Source organism: Aquimarina rhabdastrellae (genome assembly GCA_947387485.1).
In the GTDB taxonomy this organism is placed as follows: domain Bacteria; phylum Bacteroidota; class Bacteroidia; order Flavobacteriales; family Flavobacteriaceae; genus Aquimarina.
Genome location: CANDNT010000005.1, coordinates 209,057 through 228,943, shown reverse-complemented (window position 1 = coordinate 228,943; position 19,887 = coordinate 209,057). Strand labels below are relative to the sequence as shown.

Genomic DNA, 19,887 nt, shown 5'->3' with positions numbered 1-19,887 from the left:
GAACTATTAAAGCACCAATAATTTGGTGCTTTTTTTATATTACTTTTTTTAAATAGAAGATATATTTAATCCTCACTCCATTCCGTTCTATTTCCATCTTTATACGCTTTCCTTCTTTACTATAGAACAAATCATTTAATGCTGATAAAGAATAATCCTTTGCTGGCTTATTATTTACTTTTATCAAAACATCACCTTTTTGTAATCCCGCCAAAGCTGCAGGAGAATCGGGTCTTACTTCAAAAATCTCAAATTTAGGTTGTAACGAATATAATAATTGATATAAAGCATTTTTTGATTTTTCTACATGAGATCTCGCATTAAAATTTAAAGAAAAAGCTCTTAGATCACTTACTGATCCTGTTCTTCTCTCCACCACATCAAAACCACTATGAATAATCGTTAAACCACTCATATTATAATTAAAGGGTCTAGAAAAATACTTATTCTTTTTAAAGGTCATTTTTTTATTAGGATAATCAATAACCATATTAAATCGCTTCATTAGATTCCCCCCTATGGATCCCTGTCTATCCGCAATTCTTACTCCTCTGGTATAAATAGAATCAGGAAAAGAAGCCGTCACTTCTTTTAGATCAAAATTCCCTAATGTAAAATGCTTTACTTTAGATCTTACACCATATATCTCTCCATTTAATCCTCTCCCCAAATAATCTTCAAAAAAACGTTCTGCTATCTCTATTCTGTCCTTTACATTTTCAAACAACCATAAGGCAGCTCCAGATCCAGAATCCACTAATAAAGTTAGCTCTTCATCTTTCTTATCTTGCTTTAATATTGTTTTTATATAAGGCTTACTATTTCTTAGAAAAATCTCTGTTGAAAAACATTTTTTACAACGTTTATACTTATACGTTTCTGGACTAGTTATTTTAATAACTTTTCTACTGTAATTTACTTCTGCTATAAAATTCTTAAAAAAATCATAGCCAATAATGCCATGTACCGGAAACCCCATTCTAGGAGAAAGGTTCATTGTTTCATCAAAAACAAGGTAAATCGTTTGATCATTATTAACGGCATTACCAATTTCTAATCTATTATGCATAGATTTGATTCCCTCTATAGGCTCTCCTTTTCCTAAACCTCTGATTAAAATTTTTGAAGCATTCTTAAATTCTACAGAATCTTTTTGTTCCAAACTAAAAATGATAGTGGAATTCACACCTGTATCTACCAAAAAAGTAAGCTCTGTATCATTAATTTTAACTGGAATCGTTATTAAATTATTTGTAAGCTTAAATCGTATTTTATCTTTTGTAACTCCTTTTTTAAAATGTAATCCCTCTTGAGCATTCATAGTAAATGAAAGCATACCAAGTATTATCGCATATAAAATGCATTTTCTGTTTTTTTTTCCCAAATAAGTTTACTTTTTATTCTAAGATACGTAATTAATCAAAAATCGTTTTTAATTATAGGCTTAATTATCAAATAATTTCAGAAATTTATCGCCATTTTAACATTATTTCAATGCCTGTTATATCAAAAAAAGGAAATTCGATGCCAGAATCCCCGATAAGGAAATTGGCTCCGTTTGCTGATCATGCAAAGAAGCAAGGCAAACATATTTATCATTTAAATATTGGACAACCTGATATTAAAACACCTATTGAGGCCTTAGACGCCGTAAAAAACAATGCATTAGAAATTATGGCCTACAGTCATTCTGCAGGTATTGAGAGCTTAAGAATTAAATTAGCAAATTATTACACGAAGCATAATATACTTGTCTCATCAAATGATATTTTAATTACAACAGGTGGTAGTGAAGCTTTAATATTCACAATGGGTAGTATTACTGATCCAGGAGATGAAATCATTGTTCCCGAACCGTTTTATGCCAATTATTATAGTTTTGCACAACAATCTAATGTTAAAGTAGTTCCTGTTACTTCAACATTGGACAATGGTTTTGCTTTACCTCCTATCAAAGATTTTGAGACTTTAATTACGCCTAAAACTAAAGCTATTCTTATTTGTAATCCAGGAAATCCTACGGGTTATTTATATAGCAAAAAAGAAATTCAAGAATTAGCTAGAATTGCTATCAAACATGATCTATTCATTATTTCTGACGAAGTTTATCGAGAGTTTGTATATGATGATATGAGTCACTATTCTATTTTACAAGAAGAACAATTAAGCAATCATGCTATTGTTGTTGATTCTGTTTCTAAACGTTATAGTATGTGTGGTGCTCGAATTGGTGCTCTTATTTCAAAAAACAAGGAAGTAATTAATACTGCCATGAAATTTGCTCAGGCACGCTTAAGCCCTCCTTTATTAGCTCAAATCGCTAGTGAAGCAGCATTAGAAGTTCCCGAAACGTATTATAAAGAAACTATTGCTGAGTATAAATCCAGAAGAGATACTTTGATTAGTGAATTAAAGAAGATTCCTAATGTTAAAGTAGCTACACCTCAAGGTGCTTTTTATTGTATAGTAGAATTACCTGTCTTAGATAGCGAACATTTTTCTCAATGGTTACTAGATCAATTTGATGTTAATCAAGAAACTATCATGTTAGCTCCAGCTGCTGGTTTTTATTCAACTCCTAACACTGGAAAAAACCAAGTTAGAATAGCTTACGTATTAAACAATAATGATCTCAAAAAAGCCATTTCAATTCTTAAATTAGCACTCGAGAAATACCTGACATTATGGAATTAGAATCACAAAAATCGCTAAAACATCTCAATACTTTTGGTATAGATGTTCCTGCTTCTCAATATATAAAAATCACTAGTGAAACGGCATTAATTCAAGCTTTAAAACAACATAATAAAACACCTCTATTTATTTTAAGCGGAGGAAGTAACATGCTACTTACTAAGTCACTTGATGCTTTAGTTTTACATATTGCCATTAAAGGTATTACAACACAAAAAAATACAGAAAACACAGTCTTAGTGACAGCTTCTGCTGGTGAAAACTGGCATGATTTCGTACAGTATTGTATTAGCAAAAATTATGGCGGATTAGAGAATCTTTCGCTTATCCCAGGTTATGTAGGCAGTTCTCCTATCCAAAATATTGGTGCTTATGGTGTTGAACTAAAAGACCATTTTGTCTCGTGTGAAGCTATTCATATTGCTACTGGAGCAAAAAAAATATTTTCTAAAGAAGATTGTCTCTTTGGGTATCGCAATTCATTCTTCAAAAATGAAGGAAAAAGTCAATATGTTATCACTTCGGTAACATTTAGATTGACGACTAAAGAACATATTTTAAACACTTCTTATGGTGCTATAGAAAATGCTTTGTCTGAAAAAGGTATCTCTTCTCCATCCATTCGTGATGTTGCTGATGCTGTAATTATGATTAGACAAAGTAAATTACCTGATCCTAAAAAAATTGGAAATAGTGGAAGTTTTTTTAAAAACCCTGTTATTTCATCTAAAGTATTTAAGGAATTACAACAAAAGTTTCCTGAAATACCACATTATATCATTTCTTCTTCTCAGGTAAAAGTTCCAGCAGGCTGGCTTATTGAAAAAGCAGGTTTTAAAGGTAAACGCTTTGGAGATGCTGGTGTTCATAACAAACAAGCTTTAGTACTCGTTAATCACGGTAATGCTACTGGTAAAGAGATTTTAGCATTAGCTCAAAAGATTCAAGCTGAAATCAAATCTGTTTTTGGAATCTCACTAGAGGCCGAAGTCAACATTTTTTAACAGAATAACATGTTTTTTATCATAAGGCAAGGATATATTCTTTGTATCTTTGTCTCATTAATTTTACATGCTATTTTTAGTTTATGAAACTTTTATTATTGACTTTAGGATTATTACTTCTTGCTGTTGCTGGAATTGCTATTAAAATATGGGCAAAAAAAGATGGTAAATTTTCAGGTACATGTGCAAGCCAAAGTCCTTTTCTAAACGAAAATGGAGAATCTTGCTCTTTTTGCGGAAAAACTCCTGATCAATTTGATTCTTGTACAGAGACTAATCATGCTGGATAATAGCTTTTTTTATAGCTTTTAATCAATTTTGATCATTTTAAAATAATTTACGTATTTGAACACTGAGGACTCAACTTTATTAACTCATATTCAAAAAGCTAAAGAAGGTAATCAAAAATCTTTTAATTATCTTCTAGATACTTATTGGAATGATGTTTATGGTTTTTTACTAAAACGAACACAAGATGAGTATGATGCCGAAGACATTACTATTCAAGCTTTTTCTAGAGCTTTTGATAAAATAGTGTCTTATAATGAATCTTATTCCTTCAGCACATGGCTTATTCAAATAGCCAAAAATTTACATATCGACTCTCTACGAAAGAAAAACACATCTGTCGTTTCAAAAACTTCTACAGAAGAAGAAGATACTATCTACAAAATTCCTGATGACACTCCTACTCCAGAAGATCGTTTAATAACTGAGCAAAATTTAGCTCAATTATTACAATATATCAAACAGTTAAAACCTCACTATCAAGAAGTCATTAATCTACGTTATTTCCAAGAATTGAGTTATAAAGAAATAGCTGCTATTATTGACGAACCTATAAACAATGTTAAAGTTAAATTATTGAGAGCTCGAAAATTACTTGCAGAAATTATCAAAAACAAGTAATTTCACCTTATGACATTTTCTTTAAAAAAATTAGGCCCTGGTCTTTTATTTGCTGGAGCTGCTATTGGTGTTTCTCATTTAGTTCAATCTACTAGAGCTGGAGCAGATTTTGGTTATGGTTTTTTATGGGCATTAATTCTTATAAACATTATCAAATACCCATTTTTTGAATTTGGTTCAAGATATGCTGCTATTACAGGAAAGAGTTTACTAGACGGTTATCAAAGTTTACATAAAGGAGTGTTAATTTTTTATATAATACTCTCTTTTGCTACCATGTTTACTATTCAAACTGCTGTAACTATTGTTACTGCAAGTTTAGCAAATCAACTTTTTGGTTTTGAACTTTCTCTCAATCTTTGGAGTACTATTATTACTATTTTTTGTGCTGCAATTTTATTAATTGGACAGTATAAAGTTCTAGATCGAATCATTAAAGTTATAGTTATTACGTTAACATTAACTACTATATATGCTGTTATTGTTGCATTTTTTAAATCTTCAACTCCTATTGATTTTAAACAGGTTCTTCCAGAATCCACAACTGATATTGCTTTCTTAATTGCCTTTATGGGATGGATGCCTGCACCTCTAGATATCTCTATATGGCAATCTCTATGGACTGTAGAAAAACAAAAAGAAGTTAACGTTACAGAGGTTAAAAATGTATTATTTGACTTTAATATCGGTTATATTACAACCATTATTCTTGCTATTTGCTTTTTAAGTCTAGGAGCTCTGGTCATGTTCAACACCGATGAGATATTTTCAAGTTCAGGAATTGTTTTTTCGAAACAACTTATAACTCTTTACACTAAAAATCTCGGAAACAATTTTACCATTATAATTGCTATAGCTGCCTTTACTACTATGTTTAGTACTACTTTAACTACTTTGGACGCATCACCTAGAGCTATGGCAAAAGCCACTTCTTTATTAACAAACTCAAAAAAAAATAACTTTTTCTTATTCTGGAGTTTAATTTTAGTTCTAGGAACACTAATTATCTTAAACTTCTTTACTTCAGAGATGCAATTATTAATCAAAACTGCTACTATATTATCCTTTTTAACTGCTCCGTTTTATGCAATTGTTAATCACATTCTAATTTTTAAACTTGAGTTAACACCTGAACAAAAACCTTCAAAATTTCTTAAAATCCTCAGTATTGCTGGTATTTTAGGGTTATTATTTTTTAGCTTATGGTATCTTAGATCACTTATAATATGACACTTACATATTATAAAAAATAAAAAAATATTTTAATCATACGTTAATACAAGCATTTTTTTTATTCATTTTTTAGTTAGACATTTGGAACACATCCCCCATTGAATACCTACATATTGATATCCCTATAAGTTTTGACAGATTGTGTGCTTGAACTAACTAAACTGTCATGAATACTAACTTTACTTGGATTGTTTTCTTATACTTTTTTTACATAACAGGTATCCATGCTCAGCAATGTATTCCCATTGATGTAAATACCATAGGTAGTGCTTCAGTTAATAACCTTAATGAATATGTAATTACTCCTAATGCAGGAAGTCAAGCTGGTGCTATCTGGGGGCAATCACCAATAAGTCTAGATAATCCTTTTGATTTTGAATTTCGTATTTATCTTGGTAATAATAACGCTGGTGCAGATGGAGTAGCTTTTGTTTTAAGAGCTCAAGGTACTGCTCAAACTGGATCAGTTGGAGGTGGTGTTGGTTATGCTGGTATTTCACCTTCCTTTGCTGTAGAATTTGATACATATCGAAATGGTGGACTTGGTGACCCCACTAATGATCACACTAGTATCATGGCAAATGGAATATCAAACCACAATAGTAATAGCAATCTTTTTGGTCCCGAAAACTTAGGTAATATTGAAGATGATGCTTATCATGATGTTCGTTTTGTTTGGGATCCTACTACTAACGAATTCACATATTATTTTGACGGTACAGAACTTACAGTTTTACAAAGAGATATTAGAACAATTATTGGTAGTTCTGATGTTTTGTGGGGTTTTACAGGATCTACAGGTGGAGCAACTAACTTACAAAAAGTATGTATTCGTAATCGTATTGATTCTGTTGACTTAGACACAGATAATGATGGTATTACAGATGCTGTAGAATGTTCATTAGTTCATGCTGATTTTGAAATCACAAGTAATAATCAAAACGGTACAGAAAATGGAACTTATGATTTTGATGGTCAAGATTCTGGTACTTGGGATATTACTGCTTCAGGATTCAACACTATTACTAATCAAGGAGTTTCTCCCTTAGGAGGAATTTATTTTATGTACAGAGGTAATAGTAGTAGTAATGGTTTTTGGTCACTAGATGCTACTTTTAATATTCCTACTAACAATACCGAAAATGCTTTAGTTCTATATGGTCGAACTGGAGGTGAAGACTTTCTTTCTAGATTCAACATTTATACTATTACTTGGACTGGCGGAGATGGTAATGCTGTAATTCGTGACCCTCAAGATCAATTAGTTGAAAATGATGGTAGTTTTTTAACCAACGGAAGTTCTTTTACACAAAGAGGAGTTGATCCTATTACTAATAGCGAGTTAAGATGGCATATCATTTTCCCAAGAGGCGCAACAAGTATAACAATTAATGCTCAACGAGGTGCTTCTTTAGAAGGCTTTAGATTCTCTAACTCAAAGTGTATCGATACAGATGGCGATGGTATTGTAGATGCTTTAGATTTAGATTCTGACAATGACGGAATTTATGATGTACGTGAATCTGGTGGTGTTGATTTAAATAATGATGGTTATGCAGATGATATAGATGGTAATTTAGATAATAACGATGGTATTCCTGATACTGCTGGTACAGGGACAATTCCTAATGACACAGATAATGATACAGTATATGATCATTTAGATCTTGACAGTGACAATGATACCTGTTATGATACTCTTGAAGCTGGATTTACCGATCCTGACGATAACGGAATTCTAGGATCTTCTCCTGTTACTGTAGATGCTAATGGTGTAGTGTTAAATCAAGGAGGATATGCTATTCCACTAGATCGTAACAACAATAACATTTACGATTTCCAAGAAGTTATAAATCCTGTTTCTTTCATCGTTGAGTTAGCTGACGAAACAGTTGACGAAGGCTTTGAAGCAACATTTACTTTTCAGCCTTCAATCACTCCTATAGATCACTATTGGGAAGTTAGTACAGATAATGGAGCTACATGGACAAGAATTCAACCTACAGACCCCAATTACCTAGGCGTAAACACATTCACACTACGTATCCCTAATGTCCCTGCTAACTTTGACACGTATCAATATCGTGTAGTCATTTCTGACCCTAATGCGCCCTGTCCAGTAGAGGTTACCTCTGAAGCGGTATTAACCGTTACACCTCGTCCAGATTTAGATTCTGATAATGATGGAATAACAAATGCCATCGAATGTGGTTTTGCAGCTTGTTCTGAACCTATTATCAACGGAGGTTTTGAAACACCTGCAATTTCTCTAGGATCATTTGCTACATTAGATGAAGATACTATCCCTGGTTGGGAAACTACTGCTTCAGATGGTCGAATCGAATTTTGGAGCAGTGGTTTTCAAGGTGTTCAAGCATTTGAAGGAAATCAATTTGCCGAATTAAATGCCACTAGGGTTTCCACTTTATTTCAAATTTTATGTATTACTCCTGGTACTGTTTTAGAATGGTCTGTAAGGCATCGAGGTCGTACAGGAGTAGATGTAGCCGAAGTAAAAATAGGTGAAACTTTAGCTTCTGCAACAACTCAACAAATCATGTCTGATGGTACTCAAGCCTGGGGTTATTATACTGGGCAATATACAGTACCGCTTAATCAAGACAGTACTATTTTTGCTTTTGAATCTATCTCAAGTGCTAATAATGACCCATCTGTAGGTAATTTTATCGATGATGTTCAAATCACTATTATTACTCCTGCTCCATGTCCAGATACAGATGGAGATGGTGTACCAGATTATTTAGATTTAGATAGTGATAATGATGGTTGTGTTGATGCTATCGAAGCTGGATTTACAGATCCTGATGGTGATGGTATTTTAGGTATTTCTCCTGTTGATGAAGACCTAGATGGTCTTGTAATTAATCAAGGAGGATATGATATTCCTTTGGATAGTAATAATAATGGTATTTATGATTTCCAAGAAGCTGCAGAACCTATCAATTTTACTGTAGAAATGTCTGATCAAATCATTATTGATAACAATAGTGTTTCTTTCACTTTTGATACAGATTTGAATATTGCAGGTCTTGCTATCAATTGGCAATTAAGTACAGACAATGGTACTAGTTGGACAGACATTGATTTTCAAAATAGCCCTATTTATAGTGGCGAAAACACAAATATACTAACGATCAATCCTGCTACAATCGATATGACAGGTTATCTATATCGAGCAGAAGTTAGTAATCCTTTATTCTTATGCCCATTATTTGAATATACAGATGGCGTACTTACTGTATTACCTAGAGCAGATTTAGATCTCGATAATGATGGTATCACCAACGAAACCGAATGTGATGCTCCTTTTGTAGAAATTTCTCCTAGTGTTATGTTTGACGCTCCTATTCCTAACGATTCAAATATTGGATACGATGTAACCGATCGTGATGTATCTGCTCTTTTTGGGTATCCTCCAGGAAGTATTTTGGTTACGATGACTAATGGTCATGTAAGAGGTACACGATGGGGAGTTAAACGTGATGATCCTGTTACGTTTACAGTATCTGGAACACTAGATGCCGAAATAAGAGTAACACATCGTAGAGGAGGTGTCGTAGATACCAATAATATAGACGGTATGCTTTCATTAGATGGAGTACGTTACGATTTAGTATCGAACCTTGATCCTGGTTTTGAAAGCCGTCCTCTACCTACAGATATAGATCAAAACGATTATTATGTAAGAAGAACTGTTAATGGTCCTATTAATAGTGATGATTTTACTTGGGAATCTAGAGGATTTGCTACTAGTGTTCGAGTATATTCTAATATAGATTTAGGTCTATTCAATAACAATGTTACATTCTCCTTAAAAGTTTGTCAAGATACAGACGGAGATTCTATCCCTGATTACCTTGATTTGGATAGTGATAATGACGGTTGTGTAGATGCTATTGAAGCTGGATTTACAGACCCTGATGATGATGGTATTCTAGGAACATCTCCTGTTCAAGAGGATCAAGATGGTTTAGTTATTAATCAAGGTGGATATACAGATCCTCTAGACAGTAATAATAATGGTATTTATGATTTTCAAGAAGCGCCAACTCCTATTACTTTCTTCTTAGAAATGTCTGATCAAACAGTTGAAGATCAAAATAGCGTTTCGTTCTCTTTTGATACTACTTTACCATTATCATCATTTATTGCCACTTGGCAAACGAGTACTGATAATGGGACTACCTGGACTGATTTAACACCAGGAACCCCGCCTCATCAAAATATGACGATTAGTGCTGATAATACAACACTTACTATAGATCCTGTAGATTTATCAAATGACGGAAATATTTTTAGAGTACAAGTTAGTGATCCATTATTCCTTTGTCCGCTATATTATTATACAGATGGTATACTTACAGTATTGCCTAGACCAGATTTAGATCTCGATAATGATGGTATTACTAACGCTACTGAGTGTGCTGCTAATACGACTCAATTAACTATTACTGGTACCGATAATCAAAGTGCTACAGGAGGATATCCTGTTACAGCTACAGTTAATGGTACTTCAGGAAACTCAGTAATCACATCAAACTTTAACGTAAATGTAGATACTGGTACTAATAATATTTTAGATCGTTGCGAATTATCTTTCACAGTAGGTTCTTTTGATGATGGTTTACAATTAACTATAGATGGTGTTCCTGTTATCTTTTTCCATCAGGATCACTGGGATGCTAATAACGGAGCCCAAACAAGAGAATTCAATAGAGGTGGACGTTTTGATAGTAATGGAGATGGTACATGGACTCCATGGACTAATGAAGGTAACCCAGAATTAATCGCTACTCCAGTTAATATTAGATTAATGGTTACTACAGCCAATGGAACTCGTGAAGATGCTTTACCATTTATGGATGCTTCTGTTGCTGGCTTTGTACTTAATCAAGCTTTTACTTATGATTGCCAAGCAGGTGTAGATATCGTTTTTGGAAATTCAAATCACGGTGGACCAGCATCTATTAGTAATCCTCAAATGACGGTAAATGTATATTCTTGTATAGATACTGATGGAGATGGTATTACAGATGATCAAGATTTAGATAGTGATGCTGATGGATGTTATGACACTATCGAAGCTGGATTTACAGATCCTGATGATGATGGTGTATTAGGAACTTCTCCTGTACAAGAAGACATTGATGGGTTAGTTATTAATCAAGGTGGATACACAGATCCTCTTGATAATAACAACAATGGAGTTTATGATTTTCAAGAAGCACCAGATCCGATCAACTTTACTGTAGAAATGGCCGATCAAACTATAGAAGAAGTGAATCCTGTAACCTTTACTTTTGATACTGATATTGATTTTAATAGATTAAATATTACTTGGCAATTTAGTACCGATGGAGGAAACACTTGGACTAACATTGATTTTACACCTCCTTCTATATATAGTTTATCTGCTCCAAATATTCTTGATATCAATCCCGCGACTATTGATATGAATGGTTATCAATATCGTGTAGAAGTAAGTGATACGACCTTTTTATGTGAACGATTTGCATATACAGATGGTACACTTACTGTAACACCTCGACCAGACCTAGACTTAGATAATGACGGTATTACTAATGTTGTTGAATGTGGTGGACAAACACCTTGTATAGATACAGATGGAGATGGTGTTACAGATGATTTAGATCTTGATAGTGATGGAGATGGTTGTTTTGACACCATAGAAGCTGGATTTACAGATCCTGATGGAGATGGAGTTCTGGGTACTTCTCCTGTGCAAGAAGATATTGACGGACTAGTAATTAATCAAGGGGGATACCTCACTCCTCTTGACAATGACAATAATGGTATTTTTGACTTTCAAGAAGCTCCCACTGATGTTGCTTTTACTCAAGAATTATCAGATCAAATTATAGAAGAAGAATACAGTGTATCTTTTGATTTTGCCACAGTGCTTCCGTTAAATACATTTAGCGAAATTATTTGGCAAGAAAGTACAAATAATGGTACCACATGGACCGATATACAAAGTACAGGAATATATACTATCTCTGCTAATAGAGATAGACTTACGATTAACCCTGTACCTATAACTTTTAACAACCATCGCTATAGAATTGCGATTAGAAATCCCTTTTTCATTTGCCCTTATTACACCTACTCAGAAGCTTTGCTTACAGTGAACCCTCGTCCAGATTTGGATTTAGACAATGATGGTATTACCAATGTTGTTGAATGTGGAGGCCTAACTCCTTGTCCAGATACTGATGGCGATGGACTAACAGATGATCTTGACCTCGATAGTGACGGCGATGGTTGTTTTGATACTATTGAGGCTGGGTTCACTGATCCTGACGATGATGGAGTACTAGGAACTTCTCCTGTACAAGAAGATGTTGATGGATTAGTTATTAATCAAGGAGGATATCTTACTCCTCTTGATACAGATAACAATACCATATTTGATTTTCAAGAAGCACCTCCTCTATTAATTTTCACTACCGAAATCCAAAACACTGCTGTATTAGAACAAAATGATGCTTCTTTTAATTTTGACAGTTCTATGGCTAGAAGCGAAATTGATTTTGGTTGGGAAGAAAGTAGAGATGGTGGACAAACATGGATTCAATTAGTCGATAATACTATTTATAGTGGAACCAATAATAATATATTAACCATTAGCAATGTTACACTAGATTTTAATGGTTACCGATATAAAGTCACTATGAGTAATCCTGATTTTATTTGTGAATACGAAGTAACCAGTGAAGCCATTTTAATTGTTAATGAACGTGCTGATTTAGATTTTGATAATGACGGAATCACCAACGATGTGGAATGTGGTGGTATATCTCCTTGTCCAGATACAGACGGTGATAGTATTACTGATGATCGCGATCTAGATAGTGATGGTGATGGTTGTTATGATACCATCGAAGCTGGATTTACAGATCCTGATGATGATGGTGTACTAGGTACTTCTCCTGTACAAGAAGACATTGATGGCTTGGTAATTAATCAAGGTGGTTATCTCACTCCACTTGATAATAACAATAACGGAATTTATGATTTCCAAGAAGCTGTTGATGTAAGCTTTAGTACAGAACTTAGTAATCAAACAGTAGAAGAAGAACAAGCTATTTCATTCACTTTTGATACTCAAAACCCGGATCTTGTTTTCATTTGGGAAGAAAGTACTGATGGTGGTGATACTTGGACAGAACTTATGGATTCTGATGTTTACCACGGTACAACTACAAATACTTTAACTATAGATCCAGCTCCATTTGACTTTAATGGTAATTTATATCGAGTAGTCATTAACGATCCTAATTTTATGTGTGACCTATCTGCTGTTTCACAAGCTAGATTAAAAGTTGTTATGGACATTTTTGTTCCAGATGGATTCACTCCAAATGATGATGGTATTAATGACACTTTTGTAATAGAAGATCTCAACTCATTCCCTAATCATACTATAGAAATCTATAACAGATATGGAAATAGAGTATATCAAGGAGGGATTAATTCAAATCCTTGGGATGGTTCATTAAATAATGAATCCTCAGATAGAGCTTTACCTAGTGGTGTTTACTTCTATGTAATTCACCTTAATCAAGATGATCTTTATCCATTACAAGGACGAGTACATCTAAGGAAATAACCATAAAAACTCTTTAACACTTGATGAGACAGACAACACCACAAAATTTATTACCCATGAAAAAAGCAGTTTTTATTTTCGCTTTACTATTGTATTCTATTACAAGTCTAGCGCAACAAGATCCTCATTTTACTCATTATATGTATAACATGAGTATTGTTAATCCTGCTTATACAACAGCTAGAACAGGAAATATCGATACAGGAGTATTCTATAGAACACAATGGGTAAATGTAGAAGGAGCTCCACAAACAGGTACTTTATTTGCTCATGCCACATTACCAGCTGGTGTAGAGGTAGGAATAAATGTAATCAATGATCGTATTGGACTTGACGGAGAAATTACCGAGACCAATGCAAATGCAGATGTAGCATATCGATTTGAACTTGCAAGAGATTTTTTTCTATCTCTTGGTGTAAAAGCTGGTATTACTAACTATAATGCAGATTTTAGTAGACTTCAACTCAACTCAGGAGGAGCTCCTACAGATCCTTTATTTGCTCAAAATATTAATAGTAACTTTTTAACTTTTGGAGCAGGTGCGTTTTTATATACAAAAGAATTTTATTTAGGAATATCTTCTCCTAATTTTATTCCTACAAAACATATAGAAGATACTGCTTCATATGAAGCTCGTAGTTTTGAAGAACTTCATGCATATTTAACTGTAGGGTATATTTTTAATATCAATAAAGATTTTAAATTGAAACCATCAGCTCTTGTTAAACATGTGGCTAATGCTCCTATTTCTGCAGATGTCTCATTAAATTTATTAGTGCAAGAAAAATTTGAAATAGGTGCTTCTTATCGATTAGAAGATGCTGTGGCTTTGATGTTAAGATATGATATTACACCTAATTTCAAGATAGGTTATGCTTATGATTATACACTGTCTGGATTAAATGAATTTAGTAGAGGATCACATGAAGTTTTTCTAATGTATAGTTTCCAATTAAGGAAATACATTGATTGTTATTCAAATCGATTTTTCTAAAATGTATCAATATCAAATTTGTTAAAAACCATAGTCAATCATATTTATGTAAAAAAAATACTTTATTAATCCATAAAACATATTTTATTCAAAAAGTTTAATCACATATTATCATTTTAAAAGTAATTGATACTTTATTTACTCTTCATTGATTGATTTTTCATTCGATACAGGCATCTTTATGTCTAATCTATTTTGAAAATTAATTAATTGATTCGATATTTGGGGTCATTTCTAATCAGATATAGAAAGTTAAACACTTCTTAATCCCCAATATTATGAAACTTCACTACAAGCTCCTTGTTATCTGTTGTGCTTTTTTATTTTCATCAAAAATAAATGCCCAACAATGTCTTGATATCGGTGCTACACCATTACAGGATGCTACACTAAATTCGGATAACGAATATATCATTACCCCTGCTCAACAAAATCAAGTAGGTGCATTTTGGGGTGTAAACACTTTAAATTTAAATGAAGGCTTTGATTTCGAATTTAGAATATTTTTAGGAAATGATAATGCTGGTGCAGACGGTGTTGCATTTGTACTTCGCGGAATCGGTTCTTCTGAATTTGGAAACAGCGGTGGTGGAGTTGGTTATGAATCTATTACACCTTCTTTTGCGGTTGAATTTGATACCTTTACCAATTCGAATCAAGGAGATCCTAATAATGGTAGTGATCATACAGGAATTCAAATCGATGGTAGTGCAGATCACAGTGATAGTACTACTAATTTATTTGGCCCTCAAGTAATCGGTACTAATGGAAATATTGAAGATGATAATTACCATGATGTACAATTTATATGGGATCCAGCAAATAACACCTTCACTTATTTCTTTGATGGTGTACTATTAACAACAATTAATAATGACCTTAGAACAATTTTAGGTGCTTCTGAGGTAATATGGGGATTTACAGGATCAACTGGAGGTCGTTTTAATGAACAAAAAATTTGTGCTTTAACTCAAATTGGTGATCCACCTCCTCCACCTGTGGATTTAGATAAAGATAATGATGGAATTACTAATGCAGACGAGTGTGGTAATAGTTGTGCGCAACCATTATCTAATGGTGGTTTTGAAGCTCCTACAACAAACTCTTTTGGTTTTTTCCAAGCTTTTAGAGAAGGTATTGATGATTTTGATACGCATGAATTAAAATGGTCGACAACATCTTCTGATAATAATATTGAATTATGGAGAGATGGTTTTAGCGGTGTACCTGCATTTGAAGGAAATCAATTTGCAGAACTTAATGCTACAGAAGTTTCTACTTTATATCAGAACTTATGTATCACTCCTGGTTCTGTAGTAAGATGGTCTGTAAGACATAGAGGACGTACAGGCGTTGATGTTGCAGAAGTTCAAATAGGAGAATCTTTAACAAATGCTGTAACTCAAGCTACCATGTCTGATGGTAATACAGATTGGGGCTTATATACTGGAGAATATACTGTACCTGCAGATCAACAAACTACTGTATTTGCATTCGTATCTGTTTCTAGTGCTGGAGATCAATCTTCTGGTAACTTTATAGATGATGTACAAATTACCGTTATCTCTGCTCCAGCTTGTCCAGATCTTGATGGAGATGGAATTCCTAATGACGAAGACTTAGATAGTGATGGAGATGGATGCTCAGATGCACTAGAAGCTGGTTATCCAGATCCTTCTGGAACAGGACATCCAGATTCATTAGAAAGTACTAATGTTCAAGAAGATGCCGATGGGTTAGTATCAAACTCAACAACAATAAATGCAAATGGTGGTTACCTCACTCCTCTAGATGGAGATAACAATGGTGTCCCTGACTTTTTAGAAGCTAATACCTTAAGTTTTACTACAGCGCCTACTGACCAAGTAATTAACGAAGATGAAAGTGTTTCTTTTTCTTTTGAAACAGATGATACTAATGTAACTATATCTTGGGAAGAAAGTACCGACAATGGTTCTACTTGGACTACACTATCAGATGGAGGTATTTATTCTGGTACAACTACAAATACTTTAACTATAGATCCTGTTTCATTAGATTTTAATGGGTATTTATATCGTGTAACAATAACTACAGCTTCTGGAATAGCTTGTATACAAACATTAACTGCTCAAGTTCGATTAACTGTACTCTTTACCATTTTTGTTCCTGATGGTTTTTCGCCTAACGGAGATGGTATTAACGATACTTTAATCATTAATGATTTAGCAACTTTTCCTAATCACACTATAAAGATTTATAACCGTTACGGAAATAAGGTTTTTGAAGGGAACATCAATACTCCACCTTGGGATGGTTCATCTTCTTCATCTTTCCTTTCTGGAAAAGTGGTTCCTTCTGGAGTTTATTTTTATGTTATTGAATTAAATCAAGCTGGTTTTGATCCTATTCAAGGTAGAATTCACTTAAGAAAGTAACCCAAAAACTTTAAACACTTAGTAGTCTAAACTTAACTATGCTGTAATGAAAAAATTATTATTCCCCCTATTCATATTATGCAATACTTTTTTAAGTCTTGCCCAACAAGATCCTCAATACACTCAATACACCTATAACATGAATGTTATTAACCCTGCATATGTAACTGGAGATACCGGACATATTGAGTTAGGAGCTTTATATAGACGTCAATGGACAAATGTAGAAGGTGCACCAGAAACAATTACGCTTTTTGGACATGCTTCTTTAAGAAGAAATATTGATTTAGGACTTACTGTAGTCAATGATCAGATAGGTAATGATATTACCGAAACTAATGTAAATGGAGATTTTGCTTACCGCTTTAATCTTTCAGAAAACCTGCGCTTATCATTAGGAACAAAATTAGGTTTTACTGTTTATAATGCTGATTTCTCAAATCTAACTTTAGATTCTGGAGGATCAAATACAGACCCTGCTTTTGCTAATGTAAACAGTACGTTCTTAAATGTTGGAGCTGGTGCTTTTTTATATAGCAGAAATTTTTATTTAGGATTATCTGCTCCTAACCTTATTCCATCAAAGCATTTAGAAAATACTGCTGCTACAACTTTTGAAGGAAGAGAAGACATTCATTATTATCTTACTTCAGGTTATGTATTTAGATTAAATCCTGATCTTAAGTTTAAACCATCTGTTTTATTAAAAACAGCAGCTGGAGCACCTATTACAACAGATATTGCAGCTAGTTTTTTGATGAGAAATAAATTAGAATTAGGGGTTTCTTATAGAATAGAAGATGCTGTAAGTGCTTTATTCAGTTATAAGATTTCACCTAACTTTAGAGTAGGTTATGCTTATGATTATACATTATCAGACCTCAATGAGTTTAGTCAAGGATCTCATGAAATTTTCTTAACCTATAGTTTTGAAGTTAGATCATTAACCGATTGTTTTCCTAATCGATTCTTTTAACATCATATTTACGAATCAAAACTTATGCTAGTGCTTTTTTAATTCCTTTCTTTGTATCTTTGCCTTTAAAATTTGCATTACTATGAATACAGATGTAGCTACTGTTGCTCCACCAAAAGGAAAACCAAAATGGTTACGAGTTAAACTTCCTACTGGTAAAAAATATACAGAATTAAGAGGTCTTGTAGATAAATATAATTTACATACTATCTGTACTTCTGGAAGCTGTCCTAATATGGGAGAATGCTGGAGTGAAGGGACTGCGACTTTTATGATTTTAGGAAATATCTGTACACGTTCTTGTGGTTTTTGTGGTGTAAAAACTGGTCGTCCAGAAACCGTAGATTGGGAAGAACCTGAAAAAGTAGCTAGATCTATTAAATTGATGAATATCAAACATGCGGTAATCACATCAGTTGACCGAGACGATTTATTGGATGGTGGATCAATTATATGGGCTGAGACAGTACAAGCTATTCGTCGTATGAACCCTAATACAACTCTTGAAACACTTATTCCTGACTTTCAAGGAAAAACTAAAAATATAGATCGCATTATAGCAGTTAAACCCGAAGTTGTTTCTCATAATATGGAAACGGTTAAACGTTTAACGAGAGAAGTTCGTATACAAGCGAAATATGAGCAAAGTCTACAAGTTTTAAAATACTTAAAAGATAATGGGATTCACCGCACAAAAAGTGGTATCATGCTTGGTTTAGGAGAAAAGGAAGAAGAGGTAATTCAAACCTTAAAAGACCTTAAAGCTATTAATCTTGATGTAGTGACTATTGGTCAATATTTACAACCAAGTAAAAAGCATTTACCTGTAAAACAATTTATCACTCCAGATCAATTTAAAAAATACGAAGAAATTGCTCTAGATATGGGATTCAGGCATGTAGAAAGTAGTGCATTAGTACGTTCTTCATACAAAGCTCAAAAACACTTGACTTAATATTTAGCATAGCTTCTTATCCATAATGAACAATCCTATTAGAATAGCTATCAATGGCTTCGGAAGAATAGGTCGTAACCTATTCCGTTTATTGATACAACATCCCAATATAGATGTAGTTGCTATCAATGATTTAGCAGATGCTCGTACATTAAGTCATTTACTAAAATACGATAGTATACATGGTGTTTTGGCTCATGATATTTCTTATGAAGCTGATGCTATCCTTGTTAATGATAAAAAAGTACCTTTATCGCATCATAAAGATCCTATTTTATGTCAATGGGATTTATTTGATATAGATATAGTTATCGAAGCTACAGGAAAGTTTAAAACACATTCTTTAGCTCAAAAACACCTCGATGCTGGTGCTAAAAAAGTAATCCTCTCTGCCCCTCCTCTAGATGATTTGATTAAAACTGTAGTATTAGGTGTTAATGATGATATTCTAGATGGAAGCGAGACTATTATATCTAATGCTTCTTGTACTACAAATAATGCAGCTCCTATGATTAAAGTCATTAATGAGTTGTGTGGTATTGAACAAGCATACATTACAACAGTACACAGTTATACTACCGATCAAAGTTTACATGATCAACCACATCGCGATTTAAGACGTGCTCGTGCAGCTGGTCAATCTATTGTTCCTACAACAACTGGAGCAGCAAAAGCATTAACAAAAATATTTCCAGAACTCAATGATGTAATTGGTGGTTGTGGTATTAGAGTTCCTGTTCCTGATGGTTCACTTACTGATATTACTTTTAATGTAAAAAAGGAAACTTCTATTGACGAAATTAATCGCGCTTTTAAAGAAGCTTCAGAAAATTCATTAAAAGGTATTTTGGCTTATACAGAAGATCCTATAGTGTCCATTGATATTATTGGAAATCCATATTCTTGCACTTTTGATGCACTTATGACTTCTGTTATCGGAAAAATGGTAAAAATTATAGGTTGGTATGATAATGAGATAGGTTACAGTAACAGATTAATCGATTTAATACCGAAGATTTGTAAGAAATAACTATATTAGTTGAGATATTTCGA

Annotated in this window: 12 protein-coding genes; 11 read left to right on the top strand and 1 reads right to left on the bottom strand. The window is 33.3% G+C overall.

All coding sequences use genetic code 11. The annotated features are described in order from the left end of the window. Positions 1-34 precede the first annotated feature (34 nt). Positions 35-1,336 carry an aspartyl protease family protein gene (locus ACYEKI_RS10735; protein ID WP_459211188.1) on the bottom strand — a complete coding sequence of 434 codons (1,302 nt, stop codon included), beginning with the start codon at positions 1,334-1,336 and terminating at the stop codon, positions 35-37. Positions 1,337-1,494: 158 nt separating this feature from the next. Between ACYEKI_RS10735 and ACYEKI_RS10730 the strand changes: the two genes are divergently transcribed. The 11 genes from ACYEKI_RS10730 (at position 1,495) to gap (ending at position 19,864) form a co-directional block, all read left to right on the top strand. Further along, the gene (locus ACYEKI_RS10730) at positions 1,495-2,694 is read left to right on the top strand and encodes a pyridoxal phosphate-dependent aminotransferase (RefSeq protein ID WP_459211187.1); all 1,200 of its coding nucleotides are present in this window, start codon (positions 1,495-1,497) and stop codon (positions 2,692-2,694) included. Further along, entirely contained in the window at positions 2,685-3,698 is a 1,014-nt protein-coding gene (gene murB / locus ACYEKI_RS10725; RefSeq protein WP_459211186.1) for a UDP-N-acetylmuramate dehydrogenase, read from the top strand. Before ACYEKI_RS10730 ends, murB begins: the two co-directional genes overlap by 10 nt. An 83-nt stretch (positions 3,699-3,781) precedes the next feature. Beyond that, positions 3,782-3,988 (top strand): membrane or secreted protein, encoded by a 207-nt coding sequence (locus tag ACYEKI_RS10720; RefSeq protein WP_459211185.1) that lies wholly within the window; start codon positions 3,782-3,784, stop codon positions 3,986-3,988. A 55-nt stretch (positions 3,989-4,043) separates the two neighbouring features. Further along, positions 4,044-4,607, top strand: coding sequence for an RNA polymerase sigma factor (locus ACYEKI_RS10715; protein WP_459211184.1), 564 nt, complete (start codon positions 4,044-4,046; stop codon positions 4,605-4,607). 9 nt (positions 4,608-4,616) lie between these two features. After that, positions 4,617-5,837 carry an Nramp family divalent metal transporter gene (locus ACYEKI_RS10710; protein WP_459211183.1) on the top strand — a complete coding sequence of 407 codons (1,221 nt, stop codon included), beginning with the start codon at positions 4,617-4,619 and terminating at the stop codon, positions 5,835-5,837. A gap of 169 nt (positions 5,838-6,006) precedes the next feature. Further along, complete coding sequence (locus tag ACYEKI_RS10705; RefSeq protein WP_459211182.1) at positions 6,007-13,491, top strand: lectin-like domain-containing protein; 7,485 nt, start codon at positions 6,007-6,009, stop codon at positions 13,489-13,491. 56 nt (positions 13,492-13,547) lie between these two features. Beyond that, on the top strand, positions 13,548-14,486 hold the full coding sequence (locus ACYEKI_RS10700; RefSeq protein WP_459211181.1) for a PorP/SprF family type IX secretion system membrane protein: 939 nt from the start codon (positions 13,548-13,550) through the stop codon (positions 14,484-14,486). 278 nt (positions 14,487-14,764) lie between these two features. Then, positions 14,765-16,903 (top strand): lectin-like domain-containing protein, encoded by a 2,139-nt coding sequence (locus ACYEKI_RS10695; RefSeq protein WP_459211180.1) that lies wholly within the window; start codon positions 14,765-14,767, stop codon positions 16,901-16,903. Positions 16,904-16,949: 46 nt separating this feature from the next. Further along, entirely contained in the window at positions 16,950-17,879 is a 930-nt protein-coding gene (locus tag ACYEKI_RS10690) for a PorP/SprF family type IX secretion system membrane protein (protein ID WP_459211179.1), read from the top strand. A gap of 82 nt (positions 17,880-17,961) precedes the next feature. Beyond that, positions 17,962-18,834: a lipoyl synthase gene (gene lipA / locus ACYEKI_RS10685; protein ID WP_459211178.1), complete on the top strand. Its 873-nt coding sequence runs from the start codon at positions 17,962-17,964 to the stop codon at positions 18,832-18,834. Positions 18,835-18,859: 25 nt separating this feature from the next. Further along, complete coding sequence (gap, locus tag ACYEKI_RS10680; RefSeq protein ID WP_459211177.1) at positions 18,860-19,864, top strand: type I glyceraldehyde-3-phosphate dehydrogenase; 1,005 nt, start codon at positions 18,860-18,862, stop codon at positions 19,862-19,864. Positions 19,865-19,887: the final 23 nt, after the last annotated feature.